This is a genomic window from Pseudomonas neuropathica (genome assembly GCF_015461835.1).
GTDB classification, from domain to species: Bacteria; Pseudomonadota; Gammaproteobacteria; order Pseudomonadales; family Pseudomonadaceae; genus Aquipseudomonas; species Aquipseudomonas neuropathica.
In genome coordinates, this window is the sequence record NZ_JACOPX010000001.1 from 97,570 (window position 1) to 121,500 (window position 23,931).

The 23,931-nt window shown below is 59.6% G+C and carries 17 protein-coding genes and 1 pseudogene; 11 read left to right on the forward strand and 7 right to left on the reverse strand.

The window, feature by feature from the left end; all coding sequences use genetic code 11:
• The first annotated feature begins 6 nt into the window (after positions 1–6).
• The 7 genes from H8F23_RS00390 to H8F23_RS00420 all read left to right on the forward strand — a co-directional run bounded on the left by H8F23_RS00390 (position 7) and on the right by H8F23_RS00420 (position 9,348).
• Positions 7–3,105 (forward strand): efflux RND transporter permease subunit, encoded by a 3,099-nt coding sequence (locus H8F23_RS00390; RefSeq protein WP_194933014.1) that lies wholly within the window; start codon positions 7–9, stop codon positions 3,103–3,105.
• Between the two features lie 138 nt (positions 3,106–3,243).
• The gene (locus H8F23_RS00395) at positions 3,244–3,885 is read left to right on the forward strand and encodes a DUF1345 domain-containing protein (protein WP_095113319.1); all 642 of its coding nucleotides are present in this window, start codon (positions 3,244–3,246) and stop codon (positions 3,883–3,885) included.
• Between the two features lie 141 nt (positions 3,886–4,026).
• Positions 4,027–5,055, forward strand: a complete 1,029-nt coding sequence (locus tag H8F23_RS00400) for a LacI family DNA-binding transcriptional regulator (RefSeq protein ID WP_194933015.1) — start codon at positions 4,027–4,029, stop codon at positions 5,053–5,055.
• Positions 5,056–5,206: 151 nt separating this feature from the next.
• Positions 5,207–5,989, forward strand: coding sequence for a sugar phosphate isomerase/epimerase family protein (locus H8F23_RS00405; RefSeq protein ID WP_194933016.1), 783 nt, complete (start codon positions 5,207–5,209; stop codon positions 5,987–5,989).
• On the forward strand, positions 5,982–6,953 hold the full coding sequence (locus tag H8F23_RS00410; protein WP_194933017.1) for a sugar kinase: 972 nt from the start codon (positions 5,982–5,984) through the stop codon (positions 6,951–6,953). Before H8F23_RS00405 ends, H8F23_RS00410 begins: the two co-directional genes overlap by 8 nt.
• A gap of 105 nt (positions 6,954–7,058) precedes the next feature.
• Entirely contained in the window at positions 7,059–8,357 is a 1,299-nt protein-coding gene (locus H8F23_RS00415; RefSeq protein WP_194933018.1) for an MFS transporter, read from the forward strand.
• Positions 8,358–8,370: 13 nt separating this feature from the next.
• Positions 8,371–9,348 carry a 2-hydroxyacid dehydrogenase gene (locus tag H8F23_RS00420; RefSeq protein WP_194933019.1) on the forward strand — a complete coding sequence of 326 codons (978 nt, stop codon included), beginning with the start codon at positions 8,371–8,373 and terminating at the stop codon, positions 9,346–9,348.
• 128 nt (positions 9,349–9,476) lie between these two features.
• On the opposite strand, the gene H8F23_RS00425 is transcribed toward H8F23_RS00420, so the two are convergent.
• Entirely contained in the window at positions 9,477–10,361 is an 885-nt protein-coding gene (locus H8F23_RS00425) for a LysR family transcriptional regulator (protein WP_194933020.1), read from the reverse strand.
• A 109-nt stretch (positions 10,362–10,470) separates the two neighbouring features.
• Here H8F23_RS00425 and H8F23_RS00430 point away from each other — a divergent pair, with 109 nt between their 5' ends.
• A complete protein-coding gene (locus H8F23_RS00430) occupies positions 10,471–11,544 on the forward strand; it encodes an alkene reductase (protein ID WP_194933021.1) in 1,074 nt (357 codons plus the stop codon).
• A gap of 105 nt (positions 11,545–11,649) precedes the next feature.
• Here H8F23_RS00430 and H8F23_RS00435 read toward each other — a convergent pair whose 3' ends face one another.
• From H8F23_RS00435 to H8F23_RS00450, 4 genes are all read right to left on the reverse strand, one after another.
• On the reverse strand, positions 11,650–12,837 hold the full coding sequence (locus H8F23_RS00435; RefSeq protein ID WP_194933022.1) for a pyridoxal phosphate-dependent aminotransferase: 1,188 nt from the start codon (positions 12,835–12,837) through the stop codon (positions 11,650–11,652).
• Between the two features lie 41 nt (positions 12,838–12,878).
• Positions 12,879–14,504 carry a methyl-accepting chemotaxis protein gene (locus H8F23_RS00440; RefSeq protein WP_194933023.1) on the reverse strand — a complete coding sequence of 542 codons (1,626 nt, stop codon included), beginning with the start codon at positions 14,502–14,504 and terminating at the stop codon, positions 12,879–12,881.
• Between the two features lie 308 nt (positions 14,505–14,812).
• Positions 14,813–15,952 (reverse strand): glycerate kinase, encoded by a 1,140-nt coding sequence (locus tag H8F23_RS00445; protein WP_194933024.1) that lies wholly within the window; start codon positions 15,950–15,952, stop codon positions 14,813–14,815.
• A 217-nt stretch (positions 15,953–16,169) separates the two neighbouring features.
• Positions 16,170–17,288, reverse strand: coding sequence for a sugar diacid recognition domain-containing protein (locus H8F23_RS00450; protein WP_186621439.1), 1,119 nt, complete (start codon positions 17,286–17,288; stop codon positions 16,170–16,172).
• Positions 17,289–17,459: 171 nt separating this feature from the next.
• On the opposite strand from H8F23_RS00450, the gene H8F23_RS00455 reads away from it, so the two are divergent.
• A complete protein-coding gene (locus H8F23_RS00455; protein ID WP_194933025.1) occupies positions 17,460–18,770 on the forward strand; it encodes an MFS transporter in 1,311 nt (436 codons plus the stop codon).
• Positions 18,771–19,015: 245 nt separating this feature from the next.
• Here H8F23_RS00455 and H8F23_RS00460 read toward each other — a convergent pair whose 3' ends face one another.
• Complete coding sequence (locus H8F23_RS00460; RefSeq protein ID WP_194933026.1) at positions 19,016–19,423, reverse strand: VOC family protein; 408 nt, start codon at positions 19,421–19,423, stop codon at positions 19,016–19,018.
• Positions 19,424–19,521: 98 nt separating this feature from the next.
• Between H8F23_RS00460 and H8F23_RS00465 the strand changes: the two genes are divergently transcribed.
• Complete coding sequence (locus tag H8F23_RS00465) at positions 19,522–20,421, forward strand: LysR family transcriptional regulator (protein WP_194933027.1); 900 nt, start codon at positions 19,522–19,524, stop codon at positions 20,419–20,421.
• 150 nt (positions 20,422–20,571) lie between these two features.
• Here the strand turns inward: H8F23_RS00465 and H8F23_RS00470 are convergent, their stop codons facing one another.
• Positions 20,572–22,518 (reverse strand): hypothetical protein, encoded by a 1,947-nt coding sequence (locus H8F23_RS00470; RefSeq protein ID WP_194933028.1) that lies wholly within the window; start codon positions 22,516–22,518, stop codon positions 20,572–20,574.
• Between the two features lie 227 nt (positions 22,519–22,745).
• Between H8F23_RS00470 and H8F23_RS00475 the strand changes: the two are divergent.
• Positions 22,746–23,759 (forward strand): annotated as a pseudogene (locus tag H8F23_RS00475) (aldo/keto reductase).
• Positions 23,760–23,931: the final 172 nt, after the last annotated feature.

The window sequence follows — 23,931 nt, forward strand, 5'->3', positions numbered from 1 at the left end:
TTTTCTATGCCGCAGTTCTTTATCGACCGCCCGGTGTTTGCCTGGGTCGTCGCGCTGTTCATCTTGTTGGCCGGTGCGCTGGCCATTCCGCAGTTGCCGGTGGCGCAATACCCCGACCTCGCCCCGCCGCAAATCGAAATCTACGCCGTGTATCCCGGCGCCTCGGCGCAGACCGTCGATGAAAGCGTGGTCAGCCTGATCGAGGAAGAGCTTAACGGCGCCGATCACTTGCTGTATTTCGAATCGCAAAGCAGCCTCGGCAGTGCGACGATCAAAGCCACGTTCCAGCCGGGTACCAACCCGGAGCTGGCGCAAGTCGACGTGCAAAACCGTCTGAAAGTGGTCGAGTCGCGTCTGCCGCAAGCAGTCAATCAGCAAGGTTTGCAGGTCGAGAAGGTTTCGTCCGGTTTTCTCTTGCTGATCACCCTGACGTCCAGCGACGGCAAGCTCGATGACGTAGCGCTCAGTGATTATCTGGCGCGTAACGTGATGAACGAGATCAAGCGTCTGGACGGTGTCGGCAAGGCGCAGTTGTATGGCGCCGAACGGGCCATGCGCATCTGGATCGATCCGCAGAAGCTGATCGCGTTCAACCTGACACCGGCTGACGTCAATGAAGCCATTGTGGCGCAGAACGCCCAGGTGTCCGCCGGCAGCATCGGCGATCTGCCCAATCCGTCCAGCCAGGAAATCACTGCGACCATTCTGGTGAAAGGCCAGTTGTCGACGCCGCAAGAGTTTGCCGACATTGTCCTCAAGGCCAATCGCGACGGCTCTACCGTGCGCATCGGTGACGTCGCGCGGGTCGAGATCGGCAGCCAGGAATACCAGTTCGGTACGCGTCTCAACGGCAAGCCGTCCACCGCTGTCGGCGTGCAGTTGTCGCCGGGCGCCAACGCGCTGAACACCGCGACCCTGGTGCGGGCGAAGATGGATGAGCTGTCGCGCTACTTCCCGGCGGGCGTGGAATACAAGATTCCGTACGACACTTCGCCGTTCGTCAAAGTCTCGATCACCAAAGTGATTTACACCTTGGGCGAAGCGATGCTGCTGGTGTTTGCGGTGATGTTCCTGTTCCTGCAGAACGTACGCTACACGTTGATCCCGACGCTGGTGGTACCGGTGGCGCTGATGGGCACGTTCGCGACCATGCTCGCGCTGGGCTTCTCGATCAACGTACTGACCATGTTCGGCATGGTCCTGGCGATCGGCATTCTGGTGGACGACGCCATCGTGGTGGTGGAGAACGTTGAGCGGATCATGGCCACCGAGGGCCTGTCGCCCAAGGAAGCCACGCGCAAGGCTATGACGCAGATCACCGGCGCGATCATCGGCATCACGCTGGTGCTGGTCGCGGTGTTTATTCCGATGGCGTTCATGCAAGGCTCGGTCGGGGTGATTTACCAGCAGTTCTCGCTGTCGATGGCAACGTCGATTCTGTTCTCGGCGTTCCTCGCCCTGACCCTGACGCCGGCATTGTGCGCGACGCTGCTCAAGCCGATTGCCAAGGGCGAACACCACGAAAAATCCGGGTTCTTCGGCTGGTTCAACCGCCGCTTCGAGCGCCTGACTGATCGCTATCAGGGTTGGGTCGGCTATGCGTTGAAACGCAGCGGCCGTTACCTGTTGATCTACGCTGTGCTGCTGGTTGGACTGGGCCTGTGCTTTGCGCGTCTGCCCTCCTCGTTCCTGCCGGTGGAAGATCAGGGCTACACCATCACGGATATTCAACTGCCGCCCGGTGCGACCAAGAATCGTACGGTGGCCGTGGCTGAACAGCTTGAGGCACATAACGCCGGCGAGCCGGGGATCAGTGACACGGTGGTGATTCTCGGTTTCAGCTTCTCCGGTAGCGGCCAGAACGCAGCCTTGGCGTTCTCGACGCTGAAGGACTGGTCGCAACGCAGCAGTGATGATGCCGCCAGCTCGATTGCCGATCGCGCCAATATCGCACTGACTGAAATCAAGGACGCCATGGCGTTCTCGGTGCTGCCACCGCCCGTGGATGGCCTCGGCACATCGAGCGGCTTCGAGTTCCGCTTGCAGGATCGTGGTGGCCTTGGCCATGCGACCTTGATGCAGGCACGCACTGAGTTGCTCGCGGCAGCCGAGAAAAGCCCGGTGCTGATGAACGTGCGCGAAAGCGCGCTGGCCGAAGCGCCGCAAGTGCAATTGGTGGTCGACCGCAAACAGGCGAATGCCTTGGGCGTATCGTTTGCCGATATCGGCAACGTGCTGTCGACTGCCGTCGGCTCCAGCTACATCAACGATTTCCCCAATCAGGGGCGCATGCAGCGTGTTGTCGTGCAAGCCGAAGGCGATCAACGCAGCCAGGTGGCCGATCTGCTGAAAATGCATGTGCGTAATAGCGCCGGGCACATGGTGCCGCTGTCGGCGTTCGTGCAGGCCAACTGGATTCAGGGCCCGGCGCAGTTGACCCGTTACAACGGCTATCCGGCGATTGCGATTTCCGGCGAACCGTCGCCGGGCCACAGTACCGGTGAGGCCATGGCGGAAATCGAACGTCTGGTGGCGCAGGGGCCGAAAGGTCTGGGTCAGGAATGGACCGGGTTGTCGTTGCAGGAACGCTTGTCCGGCAATCAGGCGCCGATCCTCCTCGGTCTGTCGCTGCTGGTGGTGTTCCTGTGTCTGGCGGCGCTGTACGAGAGCTGGTCGATTCCGACTTCGGTGTTGCTGGTGGTGCCCCTGGGCGTGCTCGGCGCGGTGCTGGCAGTGACCTTGCGCGGCATGCCCAATGATGTGTTCTTCAAGGTTGGCCTGATCACCATCATCGGTCTGTCGGCGAAGAACGCGATCCTGATCATCGAGTTTGCCAAGAGCCTGTATGACGAAGGTCACGATCTGATTGATGCGACGTTGCAGGCTGCTCGCTTGCGCTTGCGGCCGATCGTGATGACGTCGCTCGCGTTCATTCTCGGCGTGGTGCCATTGGCCATTGCCACGGGTGCCAGTTCGGCGAGTCAGCAAGCGATCGGTACTGGTGTGATCGGTGGGATGATCACCGCCACGCTGGCAGTAATCTTCGTACCTGTCTTCTTCGTCGTCGTCATGAAGCTCGTACAACGATTCACTAAGCGCCTCTGATCCAAACTGTAGCTGCCGCAGGCTGCGATCTTTTGACTTTGCTTTTAGAAGATCAAAAGATCGCAGCCTTCGGCAGCTCCTACAAAAGCAGGGTGGCGTACGCTATGGTGCAGAGACAGTTCACCAACGTGAGTCCCCATGCGCTTCCTCGCCCGCACCCACCCTCGTCTGTCTGCCGCCGCCCTCCTCGGCCTCGCTACCGGTCTGTTGGTCCCCGCCGATTCCATCGTCAGCAAAATCCTCATCGGCTGGAACGCTGGCGTGTGGACCTACCTGATCCTGATGTTCTGGCTGACCGTGCGCGCCAAGGCCCCGGACGTCAAACGCATCGCTGAAGTCGAAGACGAAAATGCCGGGCTGGTGCTGTTCGTGGTGTGCATCGCCGCGCTGGCGAGTTTGGCGACCATCACCTTCGAGCTGGCTGGCAGCAAGGACCTGGAAACCACGCGCAAACTGCTGCACTACGGTTTCACCGCGCTGACGGTGATTGGTTCGTGGCTGCTGATCGGGGTGATTTTCTGCGTGCACTACGCGAGGTTGTATTACACCTGGGATGGCAAGGAGCCGGCGCTGCGCTTTGCCGAAGGGCTGACTACCCCCAATTATTGGGACTTCCTGTACTTCTCCTTCACCATTGGCGTCGCCGTGCAGACTGCCGATGTCGGCGTGGCCACCCGCGATATCCGCAAAATCGTCCTGGCGCAATCGTTGATCGGCTTCGTATTCAACACCGCGATTCTGGGATTTTCGATCAATATCGCCGCCGGTTTGTTCGGTTGACGGACCCCCGCCCGTCGGCGGCCCGTTGATGGCAGGTGATCATTTACTTGACGGAAGATTTGTTTTTGGTGTTTCCTGAAACCGGTTTCAGTGCTGCTTGCAGACATTGAACCTATAAATCCAATAATAAGGTTTCAGACCGTGAACGATTTCTCCGCCGCCCAGCGCAGCCGCGTGACCATGCTTGATGTCGCCGAACGCGCTGGCGTATCCAAAGCCAGCGTCTCGCGCTTCATCGGCGATGACCGCGCCCTGCTCTCCGATGCCATTGCCCTGCGCATCGAGCAGGCAATTGGCGAACTCGGCTACCGCCCCAACCAAATGGCTCGCGGCCTGAAACGTGGGCGTACCCGCCTGATCGGCATGCTGGTCGCCGATATCCGTAACCCTTATTCGATTGCCGTGATGCACGGGGTGGAAACCGCCTGCCGTGCGCACGGCTACAGCCTGGTGGTGTGCAACACCGACCGCGATGACGAGCAGGAACGCCAGCATCTGGCGCTGTTGCGCTCGTACAACATCGAAGGGCTGATCGTGAACACCCTTGGCCATCATCGTGACGAGTTGCATGAGTTGCGCAGCGAGATGCCGCTGGTGCTGGTGGATCGCAAGGTCGACGGGCTCGACAGCGACATGGTCGGGCTGAACAACCCGCAAGCGGTGGAGATGGCGCTGGCGCATTTGGAGCAGCGCGGTTATCGGGATCTGGTGCTGGTGACTGAACCCTATGACGGCACCAGTTCGCGGATTGAACGGGTCAGCAGTTTTCAGGCGCAGATTGCTCGGCGCTCGAACCTGACCGGGGCGGTGCTGGAAACCGGTGATGATCTGAGTGCGCAACTTCAAACCTTTTTAAACACACCCGGCAATGGCCCAAAAGCGCTGTTTTGCGCCAATGGCGTGGCAGCGCTTGCTGCCACAACGGCATTGCGGGAGATGGGTGCGCGGTTGTTCGAGGATGTCGGGCTGATTGCCCTGGATGATCTGGATTGGTATCCGTTGGTGGGCAGCGGGATTACCGCGCTGGCCCAGCCGACGGCAGAGATTGGCGCGCGGGCGTTTGAGTGTCTGCTCAAGCGTTTGCGTGGGGATGACGCGGTTGCGCGGGTGGTGGATTTTGCGCCGGTGCTGGTTGAGCGTGGGTCGACCCTGGGGATTAGCGTTGTTTGAGCTGACGCTATCGCGAGCAGGCTCACTCCTACATTTGGAATGCGTTCCCCTGTAGGAGTGAGCCTGCTCGCGATAGCGCCCGAGAGGACAACACAGAAACACCTGATATTTTTTTGAACAAAAATGAAACCGGTTTCAGAGGTCAATAACAATGAATAAACCCGCCGTTTCCATCAGTCTGTCCAGCTACGGCGCCGAGCTTGTGCGTCAGCGCGGGCAGGATGCTTTCATCGATGTTCTGGCTGCCGCCGGGGCCAATCGCATCGAATGGCGCGAAGAGCTGCTGACGCGCGAAGACCCAGCGCAACTGGCGCAGGCCACGCAGGCGCAGGGCTTGCTAAGCATCTATTCCTCACCGACCGAACTGTGGCTGGCCGGGCAGGCGCAGCCTAATCCCGAGTTGATCACCGCGCTGCAACAGGCCGAAGCGTTCGGTTCGAAATGGCTGAAGGTTTCCCTCGGCTACTTCACCGACAACAATGATCTGCAAGCCTTGGCCGAACGCTTGCAGCACAGCCCGGTGCAGTTGCTGGTGGAAAACGACCAGACCTTGCACGGCGGACGCATCGAACCGTTTCAGCGCTTCTTTGCCGCCGTCGAGCAGCACAACCTGCCGATCAAAATGACTTTCGATATCGGCAACTGGCAATGGCAGGACCAGTCCGCCGCCAGCGCCGCCCGCCTGCTCGGCCGGCATGTCGGCTATGTGCACTGCAAAGCCGTGGCCCGTCGCGCCGACGGCAAACTGGTCGCGGTACCGCCCGCCGTCAGTGACCTGCATCTGTGGGAACAACTGTTGCGGCACATGGCCCAAGGCGTTATGCGCGCGGCCGAATACCCGTTGCAGGGCGAAGATCTGGTGCAGTTGACCACCGAGCACGTCGCCGCCCTCGCCCGCCTCGGCCAATCCCGACTGGAGCCTGCCCATGTCTGAGATCGATATTCTTTCGTTCGGCGAAACCATGGCGATGCTGGTGGCTGAACAAACCGGTGATCTGGCGGCGGTCGAGCACTTCCACAAGCGGATTGCCGGGGCGGACAGCAATGTCGCGATCGGGCTGTCGCGTCTGGGTTTCAACGTCGCCTGGCTGAGCCGGGTCGGCAATGATTCGCTCGGGCGCTTTGTGGTCGAGACCTTGATCAAGGAAGGCCTGGATTGCAGCCACGTTGACGTGGATAAACAGCACCCGACCGGTTTCCAGTTCAAATCGCGCAACGACGATGGCAGCGACCCGCAGGTCGAGTATTTCCGGCGTGGTTCGGCGGCCAGTCATTTGTCGCCGCAGTCGATCACGGCCAGTTTACTGAGTGCTCGGCATCTGCACGCCACCGGCATTCCTCCAGCGCTCTCGGCCTCGGCGCGGGAGATGTCCTTTGAATTGATGACACGCATGCGCAATGCCGGACGCAGCGTGTCGTTCGATCCCAATCTGCGCCCGAGCCTGTGGGCTAGCGAGGGCGAAATGATCCGCGAGATCAACCGCCTCGCCGCCCTCGCCCATTGGGTGCTGCCGGGGTTGAGCGAAGGTCGTTTGCTCACCGGTTTCGAAGACCCGGCGGACATTGCCGCGTTTTATCTCGATCAAGGTGCAGAGGCCGTGGCGATCAAGCTTGGCCCGGAAGGCGCTTATTACCGAACGCATCTGGCATCGGGATTTGTCGCCGGTGTGCCGGTGCCGCATGTCGTCGACACGGTCGGTGCCGGTGATGGTTTTGCGGTGGGGATGATCAGTGCCCTGCTCGAGCACCAGAGTTTTGCCGAGGCGGTGCAGCGTGCGAACTGGATTGGCAGTCGGGCGGTGCAGAGTCGCGGGGATATGGAGGGCCTTCCGACCCGGGCTGAACTATTTACCGAATTCGAAGACGCCAATCGCGAGCAGGCTCACTCCTACATTTGAAATGCGTTCCCCTGTAGGAGTGAGCCTGCTCGCGATGAGGCCCTGAGAGACAACCGATTCATTGAACCTGCTGCGACAAAAACAACAAGCTCAGGAGCAAGACCCATGAAAACCGCAACCCTCGCCACCCGCCGCTGGTGGTACATCATGCCTATCGTGTTCATCACCTACAGCCTGGCGTATCTGGATCGCGCCAACTACGGCTTCGCCGCCGCATCGGGCATGGCCGCCGACCTGATGATCACCCCGGGCCTGTCTTCCATGCTTGGTGCGCTGTTCTTCCTCGGTTACTTTTTCTTCCAGGTGCCCGGTGCGATCTACGCGCAAAAACACAGCGTGAAGAAGCTGATTTTCGTCAGCCTGATTCTCTGGGGTGGCCTCGCCACGTTGACCGGCGTGGTCTCCAACGCCTATTGGCTGATCGTCATCCGCTTCATGCTCGGTGTGGTTGAAGCCGCGGTGATGCCAGCGATGCTGGTCTATCTGTGTCACTGGTTCACCCGTGCCGAACGCTCGCGGGCCAACACCTTTCTGATCCTCGGCAACCCGGTGACGATGCTGTGGATGTCGGTGGTCTCAGGCTATCTGGTGCAGCATTTCAGCTGGCGCTGGATGTTCATCATCGAAGGTTTGCCGGCGGTGCTGTGGGCGTTTATCTGGTGGCGTTTGGCCGATGATCGTCCGGCGCAGGCCAAGTGGCTCAACGAGCAGGAAAAGCAGGATCTGGAAAGTGCTCTGGCAGCCGAACAGGTCGGGATCAAAGCAGTAAAGAACTACGCCGAGGCATTCCGTTCGCCGAAGGTGATCATTCTCGCGCTGCAGTTTTTCTGCTGGAGCATCGGCGTTTACGGCTTCGTGCTGTGGTTGCCGTCGATCCTCAAGGCTGGCGCGCAAATGGACATGATCGAGGCCGGCTGGCTGTCGGCGCTGCCGTATCTGGCGGCGGTGATCGGCATGCTTTTGGTGTCGTGGGGCTCGGACAAGTTGCAGAAGCGCAAACGCTTCGTCTGGCCACCGCTGCTGATCGCCTCCATCGCGTTTTACGGTTCTTACGCACTGGGCGCTGAACATTTCTGGTGGTCGTACACGCTGCTGGTGATCGCCGGCGCGTGCATGTACGCGCCTTACGGGCCGTTCTTCGCCATCGTCCCGGAGATTCTGCCCGCCAACGTCGCCGGTGGCGCCATGGCGCTGATCAATAGCATGGGTGCGCTCGGCTCGTTCGGCGGCTCGTATCTGGTCGGTTACCTGAACAGCTCCACCGGCTCGCCCGGCGCTTCGTATCTGTTGATGAGCGGCGCGTTGCTGCTGTCGGTGGTCCTGACGATTTTTCTCAAGCCCGGCGCCAGTGATCGCGCCGTCGCCAAAGCCGTTGCCACGCGTGCCGTGCCAGCGCATTCCTGAAGAGACTTCTGCCATGAAAAAACAGGTCGTGTTGTACAAGAAACTTTCACCCGCGCTGATGGCGCGTCTGCAGCAACAGTGCGAAGTGACGCTGATCAACAGCATCGACGCCGACGGCCTCATGCAACTGCGTGATGCCCTGCCCCGCGCCCACGGTTTACTCGGCGCCAGCCTGAAACTCGATGCGGCGTTGCTTGATCTGGCACCACAACTCGAAGCCATCGCCAGCGTCTCAGTCGGCGTCGATAACTACGACATCGATTACCTGAGCCGGCGCAAGATCCTCCTGAGCAACACCCCGGACGTGCTCACCGAAACCACCGCCGACACCGGTTTCGCCCTGATCCTCGCCGCCGCCCGGCGTGTGGTGGAACTGGCGAACATGGTGCGCAGCGGCCAATGGAGCCGCAATATCGGCCCGGCGCATTTCGGCACCGACGTGCATGGCAAGACGTTGGGGATTATCGGCATGGGCCGCATCGGCGAAGCGCTGGCGCAGCGAGGGCATTTCGGATTCGGCATGCCGGTGATCTATCACAGTCAGTCGCGCAAACCGGCGGTCGAGGCGCGATTCGATGCGCAATACCGCAGCCTTGAGGATCTGCTGAAACAAGCTGACTTCATTTGCCTGACCTTGCCGCTGACAGCGCAGACCGAAAAGTTGATTGGCGCTGAGCAGTTTGCGCTGATGCGCCCGGAAAGCATCTTCATCAATATCTCGCGGGGCAAGGTGGTGGATGAGGCGGCGATGATTGATGCACTGCGTCATCAACGGATTCGTGCCGCAGGACTGGATGTGTTCGAGCGTGAGCCACTGAATCACGATTCGCCGTTGTTGCAGCTCAATAATGTGGTGGCAACACCGCACATGGGTTCGGCGACGCATGAAACGCGTGAGGCGATGGCGCGCTGTGCGGTGGAGAATCTGTTGGCAGCGTTGAATGGCGAGAAACCGGCGAATCTGGTGAATCCATCGGCTTGGCAGGGCTGAGATTTTCCGTGGCTGGTCTGGCCTCATGACTGACAGACTGGCTCTCACAGGGTTGAGGATAAACATCCATCCGAAATCATGGTGGGAGCTGGTTTGCCAGTCCCAGAATCAGTGCAGGTAATAGCGTTTCAACGGGATGGTCCCATTCGCTCGCGCAGAAACTCGATAAATCGTTGCGTCTTTGCCGGTAACAGGCGCGTCTCGGTTATTGCGTAAACCGGCACTGCGCTGGCCTGCCACTCCAGCAATATCTGACGCAAGCGACCGCTTGCCAGGTCGTCAGCAACAATCTCCCTCTCCATGATGACGATACCCAGATCAAGTCCCGCCAGACGCCTGAGCATACCCACGCTGTTGAGCACAAAACGTCCGCCCACACTGACGTCGACCATTTCTTCCGCTCGGTGCAACGACCAGGTGTCTGTCTTCGCGGAACTCAAGCGCAAACACTGATGCTGTGTCAGTTCAGCCGGGGTTTTCGGCTCGCCGAACAGCGCCAGATAACCCGGTGAGGCGTAGACGTAACGCGGCAGTCGCGCCAGTGGACGAGCGATGAAGGTGGAGTCAGGCGGCTCCCCCATTCGAATGGCGACATCCACGGGTTCGGCCACCAGATCAACACGTCTCGGGGAGAGGTCGAATTCGAAGTCGATACCGGGAAAATGGCCGGCGAACTCGGCGATCAGTGGGGCCAAATAAATATTGGCGAAATCCACTGGCATCGAAACACGCAGCAGGCCACTGGGCTGGGCCAACATCTCGCCCAGTTGTTCATGGGCCAGGCGCGCCTCGTCGACAATGCGCTGGCAGCGCTCGAAATACACCTGACCAGCCTCGGTGGTTTCAATTTTTCGCGTGGTGCGGTGCAGCAGCCTCAGGCCAATCGCCTTCTCCAGACTGCTGATCCGGCGTGAAAGCGTCGAGCCCGGCATGCCCATGTTTTCGGCGGCCCGACGAAAACTGCGGGCTCTGACGACCTCAACGAACAAGGCCATGTCGTTTAAAAGCTCCATGCTGATTGCGCCACTTATGGATTAATAAATTCCAAAGTACCATCTTTATCCCAAATTCAAAGCCGGCGATGATTCTTTCAGTCTTTTTTACTCACTGCGAGGATCCACCATGAGCCAGCTGTTTACTTCCGTACGTATTGGCCGCGCTAACCTGAACAACCGTCTGGTCATGGCACCGATGACCCGCAGTCGCGCAGAACCCGATGGCACACCGGGCGCATTGGCCGCTGAGTACTATGCGCAGCGTGCTTCTGTAGGCTTGATTGTGACTGAAGGCACTCAGCCTTCTGATGATGGCCAGGGTTATCTCACGACTCCGGGCATCTATACCGATGCGCATGTTGCTGGCTGGAAGAATGTATCCACGGCGGTACATGACAAGGGCGGCACACTGTTTATTCAACTGATGCACGCTGGGCGCATGTCTCATCCGGACAACACTGCGCATCATCGCCAAGGTGTCGCCCCCTCCGCGATCGCTCCGAATACGCCGATGTTCACGCTCAAGGGCATGCAAGACATTCCGCAACCGCGTGCACTGACCACTGAAGAAGTGCACCAGACCGTTGCCGACTTTCGTTTTGCTGCGCGCCGCGCCATCGAAGCTGGCGCGGACGGTGTGGAAATCCACGGCGCGAACGCCTACCTGGTACAGCAGTTCTTTGCCCCGAGCGCGAACGAGCGAAACGATGAATACGGCGGCTCGATCGAGAATCGCGCACGATTTGCCATCGAGGTCGCGGCGGCTGTTGCGGAGGAAATCGGCGCCGATCGAACGGCGATTCGCCTGTCACCCGGGATCAAACTATGGGGCATCGACGAGGGCGAAGATGGGCCGGATCTTTATCGCCATCTGGTCGCCGAACTCAATGCGTTGGGACTGGCCTATCTCCATATCATGGATCAAGGCAACGAGCCGCTGCTGCTCGACATTCGCAAGCTCTGGAAACACGCTCTGATTCTGAATCGGCCCGGACGTACCCGCGATCAGATCGGCACCGATGTCGCTGCGGGGCTGGCCGATCTCGAAGCTTATGGTCAGTTTATTTTGGCTAACCCGGATTTTGCCGCACGGCTCAAGGCCGGCGCGCCGATGAATGAGGCGGATCGCAGCACTTACTTTGGCGGCAGCGCTCAGGGTTACACGGATTACGGCACGCTGGCCGAAGCGCGGAGTGCCTGATACCGGAGTACCACACAGAGAATCAAGACTAAAAGATCGCAGCCTTCGGCAGCTCCCGCTTTCGCAATGCATGACCACGCAAGCGTTACGGGTAGCTGCGATCTTTCACGCACTGCGCGCCTGTAAAAGCTGCGCCGCACACAATGCAATCCGCGCACAGGCATCCGCCAGTTTCACCCGGTCCAGCACCAGCCCGATCCGAATATGCCCCGCCGCACTCGGCCCGAACGCCTCCCCGGCCAACACTGACACGCCATAGCCCTCCAGCAACTGCTCGGCAAATGCCTGGGCATCCAGCCCAGTCTGGCGCACATCGACCATCACAAACATGCCTCCATCAGGACGAATCGGGTACAGCCCCGGACAACCATTCAAACGCTCGCAGACCAGGTCCCGGCGCAGACGATATTCCTCGCGCATCTGCGTCACTTCCGGCAGATCCGACTCCAGCGCAATCTGCGCGGCTTTCTGCACAAAGTCCGGCAACCCGAACAACATGCTCAGCGACAAATTGACCAAATGCTCGGCCAGCGATTTCGGCCCGATCATCCAGCCGATACGCCAGCCGGTCATGGCGTGGGATTTCGACAGGCTGTTGATCGTCGCCGTGCGTTCGGCCATGCCCGGCAAACTCGCCGGACTGACGTGCTGACCTTCGTAAAGCAAATCGCTATAGACCTCGTCGCTGATCAGCCACAAGTCATGGCGGATGCACAGCGCCGCCAGTTCCTGCCAGATCAGCAGTGACAGGCTCGCGCCGCTGGGGTTGTTTGGACTGTTGAGCAGCATGGCGCGGGTTTTCGGGGTGATGCGCGCGGCGACGTCGACCGGATCGACACGAAAACCATTTTCCGGGCGCACCGGCACCGGCACCACCGTCGCGCCACACGCGCCAAACACGCCTTCGTAGGTGACGTACATGGGTTCGGCGACGATCACTTCATCGCCGGGATCGAGCAGACATTGCGCCACCGAATACACCGCGCATTGCGCGCCGGGCATGATGATTACGTGGTCGGCATCCACCGCTTGCCCGCTGCGCCGACGATGGCGTTCGGCAATCAGCTTGCGCAGTGCCAAACGGCCACGCACTTCGGAGTAATGGGTATCACCCGCCAGCAAGCTGTCGATCGCGCCGTGGACAATCGGCAGCGGTGTATCGAAATCCGGGTCGCCCACGCTCAGCAGCAGGATATCGACACCCTCGGCGCGCAGCTCCAGCGCTCGGTCGTGAATCTGCCAGGCAGCGGCTCCCTCCCCGGCGATTCGTTGGGTCAAGGCTGAATAGCGCATGTACGTCTCCTGATTGCGCGGTCTCCAGCCTTCACCGTATCTCAAATCACGAAACGCGCCACCATGGCATTCAAATCCACCGCCAGACGCGACAGTTCGTGGGTCGCGGCGCTGGTCTGGTTGGCCCCGGCGGCCGATTGCGTGGCCAGATCGCGGATGTTGACCAGGTTGCGGTCGACTTCACGCGAGACCTGCGCCTGCTCTTCCGAGGCGCTGGCGATCACCAGATTGCGTTCGTTGATCTGATGGATCGACTGGGTGATCTGCTCCAGCGCAACCCCAGCGGCGCGGGCCATTTCCAGGGTGGTCTGGGTGCGCTGATTGCTTTGTTGCATCGACGAAACGGCTTCGCCGGTACCGTTCTGGATGCCGGCGACCATTTTTTCGATTTCCTGGGTCGATTGCGCAGTGCGATGAGCCAGCGCGCGCACTTCGTCTGCAACCACGGCAAAACCGCGCCCGGCCTCACCGGCGCGGGCGGCTTCGATCGCTGCGTTGAGCGCCAGCAGGTTGGTCTGTTCGGCGATGGCACGGATCACGTCAAGCACTTTGCCGATGTCACGACCCTGCGCGGCGAGGCCTTCGATCATCTGCGCGGTGTTCTGCACGTCGTGGGTCATGGTCTGGATGGCGTCGACGGTTTTCACCACTTGGTCGCGACCTTCGCGAGCGGCATGAGTCGACTGGTTCGAGGCTTCGGAGGTCGACACGGCGTTGCGCGCCACTTCTTCGACAGCGGCGGTCATCTCGTTGACGGCGGTGGCGGCTTGCTCGATTTCGTTGTTCTGCTGCTGCAGGCCACGGGAGGCTTCTTCGGTCACCGCGCTGAGCTCTTCGGCAGCGGCGCCCAGTTGCGTGGCGGAGCCGGCGATCTGTTCGATGGTTTTGCGCAGGTTGCTCTGCATGGTGGCGAGCGCCTGCAGCAACTGCGTCGCTTCGTCTTTGCCGTCGACTTCGATGGTTTTGGTGAGGTTACCGTCGGCGATGGTTTGCGCCGCCAGTACGGCGCGGTTCAGCGGGGTGACGATGCTGCGGGTCAGCAGCAGTGCCAACAACACCGTCGCCAACGCCGCAATCACGGCAACAATGACGATACCGGTAATGGCGCTGTCGTAATGCTCACCCGCCTGAGTCGAGGCAACTTTCGCACCTGCGGCGTTGATTGCAATCAGCTTGTTGAGCTGTTCGCCCATCTGGTCGGTGCCGTCCTTGATCCGCGTGTTGATGAGCGTGCGCATCTCATCGACCTTGTCCTGACGCGACAGCTCCATCATCTGGTTTTGCGCTTGCAGGTAGTTGTCGAGCGTCGTCGCGAAAGCCTGATACAAGGCACGTTCATCGGCCTCGGCAGGTAGCGCAGCGTAACTCGCCTGAGCACTGCGTACCTTGTCTACCAGCACGCCAATGCGTGTTTGCGCCTCTTGCAGACCGGCAGGGTCGCGGTTGACCAGAATCCGGAACGACAGAATCCGCAGACGTAGAACGTTTTCCGTCACCACGCCAAGGTACGTCACGCTGGGCAGTTGGTTGGTCTCCATGTCGATCGAGGCTTGACGGATAGTGCTCATGCGGTTGACGGCGAACACGCCGAGCACGATCACCAACAAGGCGATAAAGGCAAAACCGAGGAAGGCACGAGGCGCGATATTCAGGTTACGCAGGGACATAGTTGAGCTCTCGAAAGATAGAAACTACGAGCGTCCATGCGTCATCACTGGCCCGAGGGGGGCGGGCTCAGTCTGGCGTCACTGTTTTAGGAAGTTATGTGCGCGCCTGTTAGCTGTATCGGCCAGGCTTTAGGAAGATTGCGGGTCAATCGCAACTATTTTTCCGAGTGTTACAGCAATGAAACACCGTTAATCTCTTTGTGTAGGAGCTGCCGATGGCTCGGGCCGCGATCGGACGATCTTTTGATCTGAGCTTTTAAAAGCAAAATCAAAAGATCGCAGCCTTCGGCAGCTCCTACAGGATTTGCTCAGGATTTCGCGGCAAGCTGCCAGACACGGGCGATGTCCGTCGCGCGTTCGCGCAACAGGCGCGGTGCTTCGGCGCAGGCCTGCTCTAGCGTCATCGGGCCGCTGGTCACGGCGAATGCTGCATCGATGCCGTGATCGTAGAGTTCCTGGTAACCCTCGCCCAACGTTCCGGCGATGACGATCACCGGCACGGCGTGCTGTTTGGCAATCCGTGCGACACCGAACGGCGTCTTGCCGCGCAAGGTCTGCGCATCGAAGCGCCCTTCCCCGGTGATCACCAAATCGGCACCTTTGACCGCTTCGGCGAGGCCGACGAGTTCGGCAACCACTTCAACCCCGGCTTGAAATTGCGCACCGAGGAATGCCTTGGCGGCAAACCCCAGACCACCTGCCGCGCCGCTGCCCGGCTCGTCACGAACGTCTTTGCCCAGGGCCTGCGCGCACAGTTCGGCGAAGTGCCCCAAGGCCTGATCGAGTTGCTGCACTTGCGCCGGTGAGGCACCTTTCTGCGGGCCGAAAATTACGGAAGCGCCGTGCGGACCGCAGAGTGGGTTATTGACGTCCGCTGCAATATCGAAGCGCACGTGCGCCAGTCGCGGGTCGAGTTCGCTCAGATCGACACGCGCCAGTTGCGCCAAGGCCAAGCCGCCGGGTACCAACGTCTGTCCTTGCGCATCGAGCAACTTCACGCCCAACGCCTGCACCGCCCCCGCGCCGCCGTCATTGGTCGCGCTGCCACCGATCGCCAGAATCACCCGTTGCGCGCCGGCATCCAGCGCCGCACGAATCAGTTCGCCGGTACCGAAGGTGCTGCTGATGCAGGCATCGCGTTGCCCCAGCGGTACCAATTGCAAGCCACTGGCCTCGGCCATTTCGATAATTGCCGTGTGGTTATGCGGCAACCAGCCCCACGCGGCGTCGACGGGAGTGCCCAAAGGGCCGCGAACACGGGTGCGGCGCAGTTCGCCTTCGCAAGCGGCGAGGATCGATTCGACCGTGCCTTCGCCGCCATCAGCCATCGGGCATTTGATCATCGTTGCCTGCGGCCAGACCTGGGCCAGGCCGAGGGCAATGGCTTCGGCGACGCCTTGGGCACTGAGGCTGTCCTTGAACGAGTCGGGGGCGATGACGATCTTCATGGGAATTCTCCGTTTGCAATGCCCCTCATGCTGCCAGTCGGCCTGCGCCTTGACGCCTGTCCGCTGCACAAGTGACGGGGGCGTTTATTGTTCATTTTCACAAAAGGCTCTGCGGTAACTGTACCGTCGCCATCGCGAGCAGGCCCACTCCTACAGGGGAATGCATTGCAAATGTAGGAGTGAGCCTGCTCGCGATGGCGTCTTTGAAGACGCCCAATTAACCCGGATCAGTCTGTGGCAGCAACTGCACCCCCAGATAAAGCGCCAGCATCCCATCGAGCCGCAGCGGATCAACCCCACTCAACTCGGCAATCCGCTCCATCCGATAACGCAAACTGTTGCGATGAATGCCCAAGGCATCGGCACAGGCCTGACTCTGGCCATCGTGCTCGCACCAACTGCGCAGCGTCGCCAGCAACTGACCGTTGGCGTCCTTGGCGATCACCTTGCGCAGCGGTTTGAGCAACTCGTCCAGTGCATCATCGTTACGATGCCGCCATAACATCACTGGCAATCGATAGCGGTTCAGCGTCAGCAATCGCGAATGCGGCAACACTTCGCGACCATAGGCGAGCAAGTCGCCCACGCGGCGATAACAACGGCGCAGCCCGGCGAGTCCATCGGCCTGCCCGCCCACGGCAATGCGCAGAATCTTCCAGCCGAGGCTGTCGAGTTTCTCCAGCAAGCGATCATGCTCGACGTTTTGACTTGCCGGGCGGCACCACAACAGCGATGACTTCGCCGAACTCACGCACCAGCTATCGGGATAACGCGACGTCAGCCAGGCACTCAACGCCTCGACGGTTTGCCCCGGCCCATGTTCAAGGCCCAGCTCGAACAGATACGGCACTCGCGTCAATTGCGGCTTGAGCCCAAGTTGCTGCGCTTCATCGACCAGACGCGGCGAGTCCCCCGCCTCGCTCAACAGCAACGCCAGCAGATCATCGCAACGCTGGCGCCGCCATTGCTGCTCGGCCTGTTGATTGCGCTGGCCGACGAGCATTTCGGCGGTCATGCGCACCAGTTCGGCGTAAGTGCGCAATTGCTCCGGTTCACCGGTGATGCCGAGCACACCGATCAAGCGTTGATCGAGCAACAGCGGCAGGTTGATCCCGGGCTGCACGCCTTTCAAATGCACAGCGGTCTGCGCGTCGATCTCGACTACGCGACCGTTGGCCAGCACCAGTTGCGCGCCTTCGTGACGGGTGTTGATGCGCTCCGGTTCACCGCTGCCGAGGATCAGCCCCTGGCTGTCCATGACATTGACGTTGTAGGGCAAAATAGCCATGGCCCGGTCGACGATGTCCTGGGCGAGGTCGTGATCGAGTTCGAACATGATGGGCAAGATCCTTGAAAAACGCGGCGGTCGGTTGTTCACCCGCACAGGGTCTGGCGGCAAACCCTGTGCTCAGGCACAAAGACAATCCGGCCAAAGGTGACCGAGACTCTCAGGGCGATCAACGTTACCCTTTGCATCGCAAAAAATCATAATAAAGAGAGAGCCGCTATGTCGCAGAGCGCCGCAGCTACCCAGACCATCGATGACGGTAAAAACGCCGTCTACAAACGCATCACCCTGCGTTTGATTCCCTTCATTTTCATCTGCTACTTGTTCAACTACCTCGACCGGGTCAACGTTGGATTTGCCAAACTGCAGATGCTCGACGCCCTGAAATTCAGCGAAACCGTGTACGGCCTCGGTGCCGGTATCTTCTTCATCGGCTACGTGCTGTGTGGCGTGCCGAGCAACCTTGCGTTGACCAAATTTGGCCCACGGCGCTGGATCGCGGTGATGATGATCACTTGGGGCACGCTGTCGACCTGCCTGCTGTTCGTCACCACCCCGACCGAGTTCTACACACTGCGCCTGTTCACCGGTGCGGCTGAAGCCGGGTTCTTCCCGGGCGTCGTGCTGTATCTCTCGCAGTGGTTCCCGACCTTCCGCCGTGGCCGGATCATGGCGTTGTTCATGTCGGCGATCCCGGTTTCCGGATTGCTCGGCAGTCCGTTCTCTGGCTGGATTCTCAATCACTTCGCAGCGGGCCAGGGCGGTCTGGCCGGCTGGCAGTGGATGTTTCTGCTGCAAGGCATTCCTACCGTCATCCTCGGCGCCCTCGCCTATTTCCTGCTGAGCGACAGCTTCGCCAACGCCAAGTGGCTGACCCCGCACGAACGTGCGGTGCTTGAGGCGGATCAGGCCGAAGATTTGGCCAACAAACCGAAAACCACCTCCGACTCGCTGCTGGCGGTGTTCAAGAACCCGGCGATCTGGGCGTTCGGCCTGATCTACTTCTGCATCCAGAGCGGCGTGTACGCGATCAACTTCTGGCTGCCGTCGATTATCAAGAACCTTGGCTTCAGCGATAACCTGGTGATCGGTTGGTTGAGTGCGATTCCGTATCTGCTGGCGGCGGTGTTCATGCTGGTGGTCGGGCGTTCGGCGGACTTGCGCAAGGAGCGTCGCTGGCACTTGGTGGTGCCGATGCTGATGGGCGCGATCGGTCTGGTGATTGCGGTGAACTTCGCGGCTAACCCGGCGATTGCGATTCTCGGTCTGACCATTGCCACCATGGGCGCGTTGACGGGTCTGCCGATGTTCTGGCCGGTGCCGACGGCCATGTTGAGCGCCGGTGCGGCGGCGGGTGGTCTGGCGTTGATCAACTCGATGGGGCAGATGGCTGGGTTCCTTAGCCCTTATCTGGTGGGTTGGGTCAAGGACAGCACCGGCTCGACGGATGCGGCGTTGTATCTGCTGGCGGGGGTGATTGTCGGTGGGAGTTTGCTGGCGTTGCGTATGACGCGGACGTTGCGCGCTTGAGGTTTTGATGGATGGAAGAACGGCCCTGTTCAGGGTCGTTTTTTATTGGGGTTTCGGCTGGGCTTTTGTGGTGTTCTGGAGATCTTTGCCCCCTCACCCCAGCCCTCTCCCCCAGGGGGGCGAGGGGGAAAGGGAGCCGATCTGCGGGTTTTTCAAGACCTGAGTTCGACTCGGGGAAAGGAAGGCGATTTTGGTGCTTTTCAAGACCTGAGTTCGACTCGGTATTGCACGTCGGCGTACCTCGTTCAAACGCCTCGGTCGGTCCCCTCTCCCTCTGGGAGAGGGTTAGGGTGAGGGGCTTCTAATGCGTCCAGCTCAATCACCAGACCACCCGGCATCTGCACGAAAATCTGCGCAATCCCCTCGCCCGGCACCTGCGCCAGTTGATATGGCAAGCCACTCTCACGCACCCGCTGCAACACCGTTTGCGCCGGCTCATCGGTACGAAAAGCGATGTGGCTCAATTCAGTGTCATCCGGCAACGGCCGCTCGATCACATGCACCACGGCGTGTTCATCCTGATACAGCCAGCGACCGGGAAACGGAAACGGCGGCCGACGGCCCGGCTTCAACCCGAGCAACTTGGCGAAATCTTCCTGCAACGTCTGCCCGTCAGCGGTATTGAACGCCAGATGATCGAATGTCCAGCTCATGCGTCTCTCCTGCAATTGTTGATTGATTGCAGTCTCCACCCTTGCCAATCACCAAAAAATCCCGCAAAAGCACAAAGATCTTTAAAGGATTTTTAGCAATGAGCTCAATTCTCGATCTGGAGATTTTCGTCCGTGTCGCCGATGCCGGCAGCATTTCCGCTGCCGCCCGTGCGCTCGAATTGACGCCGGCAGCCGCCAGTATCGCGTTGAAACGCCTGGAAACCCGCCTCGGCATCCGGTTGTTCGCACGCTCCACACGCAGCATTCGTCTGACCGAAGAAGGTCGCTGCTATTTGCAAAGCGTACGTCTGGCGCTGGCGGCCCTGGCCGAGGGCGAACAGGCACTCAAGCAGCAAAGCCAAGGCCTGAGCGGTGTGTTGCAACTGGCGGCGCCGTCGGACTTCGGGCGTAACGTGTTATTGCCATGGCTCGACGATTTCAAGCGCGAGCACCCGAATATTCAACTGCAACTGCTGCTCAATGACCGGCATGCCGATCTGTTTCGCGAAACCGTCGATGTGGCGCTGCGCTTCGGCGTGCCGAGCGATTCGACGCTGGTGGCGTTGCCAATTCTGCCGCAACACCGCCGCGTCGCCTGCGCCAGCCCTGACTATCTGGTGCGCCATGGCAGCCCGCAACATCCCGGCGAACTAAGCGAGCACAGCGCCCTGCTCTATCTACGCAATGGCCGCCCCTACAACAGCTGGCGTTTCAGCCGCGGCGATGAAACGCTGGAAGTGGAAGTACACGGCGACTACCTCAGCGATGACGGCGAAGTCGCCCGCCGCTGGGCGCTGGTCGGGCATGGCATTGCGTACAAGGCCTGGCTCGACATTGCCGAAGATGTCCGCGCTGGGCAGTTGGTGACGTTGTTTGATGATTGGGACGGGGAAAGTGCACCGTTCAATTTGCTGTGTCCGCATCGGGTGCAGGTGTCGGAACGGGTCAGGGTGTTGCAGGGTTTTCTGCAACAACGCTGCGCAGGGCTGGCCAGATAAATCACTTTCCCCATTGCGTACTTTGATCGTTTCCACCCCCGCGTGGGAATGCAGCCCGGGACGCTCCGCGTCCCATACAGAGCCGAACGCGGAGCGTCCGTTGAGGCATTTCCACTCAGAGCATGGGAACGATCAATAAACCCGCTGAGCCTATAGCGGAGTTAAACACCATGCCGTTAAGAGTTGCACCGGTTGGTAGCCATAGAAGCTAAAGTTTGGCCTCATATAGGTATACCAATTACCGCTGGTATGACATGTCGTAATAGTCTCCGGAAGAACTGGCACGTAAACCCGAAGTACATCTAGTGTAAACATAGAGTTATAAACATGCTGACCTCCCAGGGTGTTCATCCAGTCAATAGCGGCATTCGCATACAGCTTCTCATTGCTGATCTGCAACCTATAAACATTCGTAACAGCCACTAGGTAACTGACCGTCTCACCCTCCCGATCCGTAATGTATATCGTCGCCACACCCTGCTTGAGTCCTGTCACCTTACCTGTCGCAGTCACCGGCACAGTCAACGGATCCGATGACGCATAGTCATACGGCGGAACCCCACCCGTCGGTACACGAACACCCGTATTACCAAGCGAATCCTCCCCGGTTTTCGGCCATTGCGGCACCTTCACCGAGAAACCGTCCAGCTTCATCTGCGTCCGGTCAATGCTCAACGCCAACCGTTCAAACCGCCATGGATCCGATTCAAATTGATTCCCGGTTTTTTCCTTCACCGTAAAGCTGTGCAGCCCCACCGCAATCGGCAGCAACTTGCTCTGCCACTTATAGTTCGCTCCGGTTTGAATCTCCTCAACAAACGCCTCGCCATCAAAAACCCGCAACACCATCCCCGCCAGCGCAGAACCTGACAACACCACTTTATTATCCGAAACCGTGCCGCCGTTCTGCACGTCCGCTCCGGACGAGTTCTTAACTTCCAAAATAACGGGTTTCACAATCACTCGTGCCCGTGCAACTTTCGATGTTGCAATAACGACTCCCCCACGTACTTGCTCATACAGCGCAGCTATCACGCTGTCGCCAATGACCTTGGCATTGGGAATCATCAACCTGTGCACAAAAGGAAGCCTGCCGACCTGCTCTTCCACCGTATGTGCGACAACGGGTCCACTGCCTGGCGTCGCGGTGTATTTCACGCGGACAGTGTCGTTGGTGGCCCAGAGAGGTTCCAGGACATGCACCTGGATGGTCAGATCCTTGTTGCCCAGTTTGTTCAGGTCAATGGTATCCGGCGCGTCGTGCGGGTCATCCGGGTCTTCGGCAATATCGGGGGCGGCCATCCGTGTGCCCTTGAGATCGACAACAACGCGGATCGCCGCCGACCACGGCGAATTCAAATCGGCACCGTTGCCAATCTGGTCGAACACCGTATAGGTAAAAGAGAACTGGGGATGATCACCTGCCGCCTCCAGATCGGCTTTTTCCAACAGACGCCCAATGCGAGTGGGTGTACTGGTCGGTGTCGCCGGGGCCTCGTCCGGATGCACCTCCCACTCAACATCATGGCCATTACAGTTGAGCACAATCCGGTCGTACGGCCGGCAATAGGGATAGGAGAACCAGACCTGCACGCCCTGTGCAGCTCGATCAGCATCGATACCGTCTTCCAGCACATCCCGAGGCAGTCCTAACTCGAGTTCGGAGTGTCCTTCATCGCCGTTCTTGTCCTCCATCCCGGGGCGGATGGCGTTGTACAGGATCGTCCATGGCGGCTCGTAGGTCTCTTCGGCGCCCGTGGTGCGTTTGACGGTGTAAGTGAGCTCATTGACGAAGCCCGGATCGGATCGCAGCAGGTTTTTGGGAATATGCAGGGTCACTGCGTCATCCGTGGATTGGGACTGCTGGCTGTCGACCCGCATAATGCCGTTCACGTGGATTGAAAACGTATCCCTTGGCTGCTGCGCCAGAACCGGGTTGATAATGACTGTTGCGCCATTCGGTCGCAGATCGTAAAACGCCTTGGCGATACCGCAATCGGCACCGGCCACAGATGTATTGCTGTCCGGAAGTTGCGGCGCGTAGAGGCTTACTTCGGCGTCCTCGGGCAATACCTCATCGAAAGACTGTGTGTTCATGAAAGCGCTCCTGATTTCAAGAAAAGACAGGGCCTTTTTCAACAAGGCTGTCGTTGAGGATCAGGCCTGAACGGCCACTTATCTGCCTACTGTCAGATCTGACAGTCACGACGAATGGTCATGTTCCGATGGAGTTCTGAAAGAATACTTTCTGGACAAAACGGTTGGCCGGCTTCAGCGCTTCTGGTATTTGATTAACCCTTCCCCACCGACAAAAGGATTTCGGCATGAGCTATCGCACACTCGGTCACTCAGGGTTGCAGGTGTCCACCCTCACCCTTGGCACGATGATGTTTGGCGAGCAGACCAGCACCGAGGATTCGCTGCGCATCATCGACAAGGCCTGGGATCAGGGAATCAATTTCATCGACACCGCCGACGTCTACACCAACGGCCGTTCCGAAGAGATCGTCGGTGAAGCAATAGCCCGGCATCGGCATCAATGGGTGCTGGCGACCAAGGTCGGTTTCGGCCCGGTGGACGGTGTGCCGAATCGCAGCGGTTTGAGCCGCAAACACATCTTCAATGGCATCGATGCCAGCCTGACCCGGCTCGGCACTGATTATCTCGACATCTATTACCTGCACCGCGAAGACCACAACACGCCGCTTGAAGTAAGTGTGTCGGCGATTGGCGATCTGATCCGTCAGGGCAAGATTCGCTACTGGGGGTTGTCCAACTATCGCGGCTGGCGGATCGCCGAGGTGATTCGTATCGCCGATAAACTCGGTGTTGACCGCCCGGTGATCAGCCAGCCGTTGTACAACATCGTCAATCGTCAGGCCGAGACCGAGCAGATCACAGCAGCGCAAAGCTATGGCCTTGGTGTGGTGCCTTACAGTCCGCTGGCCCGTGGCGTGCTCAGTGGCTAGTACGCGCCGGACGTCCAACCGGACGCCAACAGCCGCGCCGGGCGTCAGGACAAGCGCATTCTGGAAACCGAGTGGCGCGTAGAATCGCTGCGCATTGCCCAGCAGATTCAGCAGTACACCGAGCAGCGCGGCGTCGGAACTGTGGAGTTTGCGATCGCTTGGGTATTGAACAACAGTGCCGTGACGTCGGCGATCGTCGGCCCGCGGACGGAGCAGCAATGGGATGCGTACACCAAGGCGCAGGCCGTGAAGATCACGGCGGACGATGAAGCGTTTATCGACTCGCTGGTGACGCCGGGGCATGCGTCGACGCCGGGGTTCAACGATGTGAGCCATTTTGTGTCGGGGCGTAAACCGCTTCAGTCCTGAAAGCCGCACAAGCCAGCAAGCAGTGGCGTCAGCAGATTGTGGGGGCAACACAAATCCATTGTGGGAGCGAGCCTGCTCGCGAAGAGGCCGGCACATTCAACATCTGCGTTGCCTGGCACAGCGCTTTCGCGAGCAGGCTCGCTCCCACAGGTTTTGTGATTATCTTCAGGAT

What these genes read in the sequence shown, in the direction of transcription:
- H8F23_RS00465 (WP_194933027.1), top strand. Translation starts at nt 19,522, where the DNA reads ATGAGCTCAATTCTCGATCTGGAGATTTTCGTCCGTGTCGCCGATGCC.
- H8F23_RS00435 (WP_194933022.1), bottom strand. Translation starts at nt 12,837, where the DNA reads ATGCGCTATTCAGCCTTGACCCAACGAATCGCCGGGGAGGGAGCCGCT.
- H8F23_RS00410 (WP_194933017.1), top strand. Translation starts at nt 5,982, where the DNA reads ATGTCTGAGATCGATATTCTTTCGTTCGGCGAAACCATGGCGATGCTG.
- H8F23_RS00450 (WP_186621439.1), bottom strand. Translation starts at nt 17,288, where the DNA reads ATGTTCGAACTCGATCACGACCTCGCCCAGGACATCGTCGACCGGGCC.
- H8F23_RS00430 (WP_194933021.1), top strand. Translation starts at nt 10,471, where the DNA reads ATGAGCCAGCTGTTTACTTCCGTACGTATTGGCCGCGCTAACCTGAAC.
- H8F23_RS00390 (WP_194933014.1), top strand. Translation starts at nt 7, where the DNA reads ATGCCGCAGTTCTTTATCGACCGCCCGGTGTTTGCCTGGGTCGTCGCG.
- H8F23_RS00440 (WP_194933023.1), bottom strand. Translation starts at nt 14,504, where the DNA reads ATGTCCCTGCGTAACCTGAATATCGCGCCTCGTGCCTTCCTCGGTTTT.
- H8F23_RS00470 (WP_194933028.1), bottom strand. Translation starts at nt 22,518, where the DNA reads ATGAACACACAGTCTTTCGATGAGGTATTGCCCGAGGACGCCGAAGTA.
- H8F23_RS00445 (WP_194933024.1), bottom strand. Translation starts at nt 15,952, where the DNA reads ATGAAGATCGTCATCGCCCCCGACTCGTTCAAGGACAGCCTCAGTGCC.
- H8F23_RS00460 (WP_194933026.1), bottom strand. Translation starts at nt 19,423, where the DNA reads ATGAGCTGGACATTCGATCATCTGGCGTTCAATACCGCTGACGGGCAG.
- H8F23_RS00395 (WP_095113319.1), top strand. Translation starts at nt 3,244, where the DNA reads ATGCGCTTCCTCGCCCGCACCCACCCTCGTCTGTCTGCCGCCGCCCTC.
- H8F23_RS00425 (WP_194933020.1), bottom strand. Translation starts at nt 10,361, where the DNA reads ATGGAGCTTTTAAACGACATGGCCTTGTTCGTTGAGGTCGTCAGAGCC.
- H8F23_RS00420 (WP_194933019.1), top strand. Translation starts at nt 8,371, where the DNA reads ATGAAAAAACAGGTCGTGTTGTACAAGAAACTTTCACCCGCGCTGATG.
- H8F23_RS00415 (WP_194933018.1), top strand. Translation starts at nt 7,059, where the DNA reads ATGAAAACCGCAACCCTCGCCACCCGCCGCTGGTGGTACATCATGCCT.
- H8F23_RS00405 (WP_194933016.1), top strand. Translation starts at nt 5,207, where the DNA reads ATGAATAAACCCGCCGTTTCCATCAGTCTGTCCAGCTACGGCGCCGAG.
- H8F23_RS00455 (WP_194933025.1), top strand. Translation starts at nt 17,460, where the DNA reads ATGTCGCAGAGCGCCGCAGCTACCCAGACCATCGATGACGGTAAAAAC.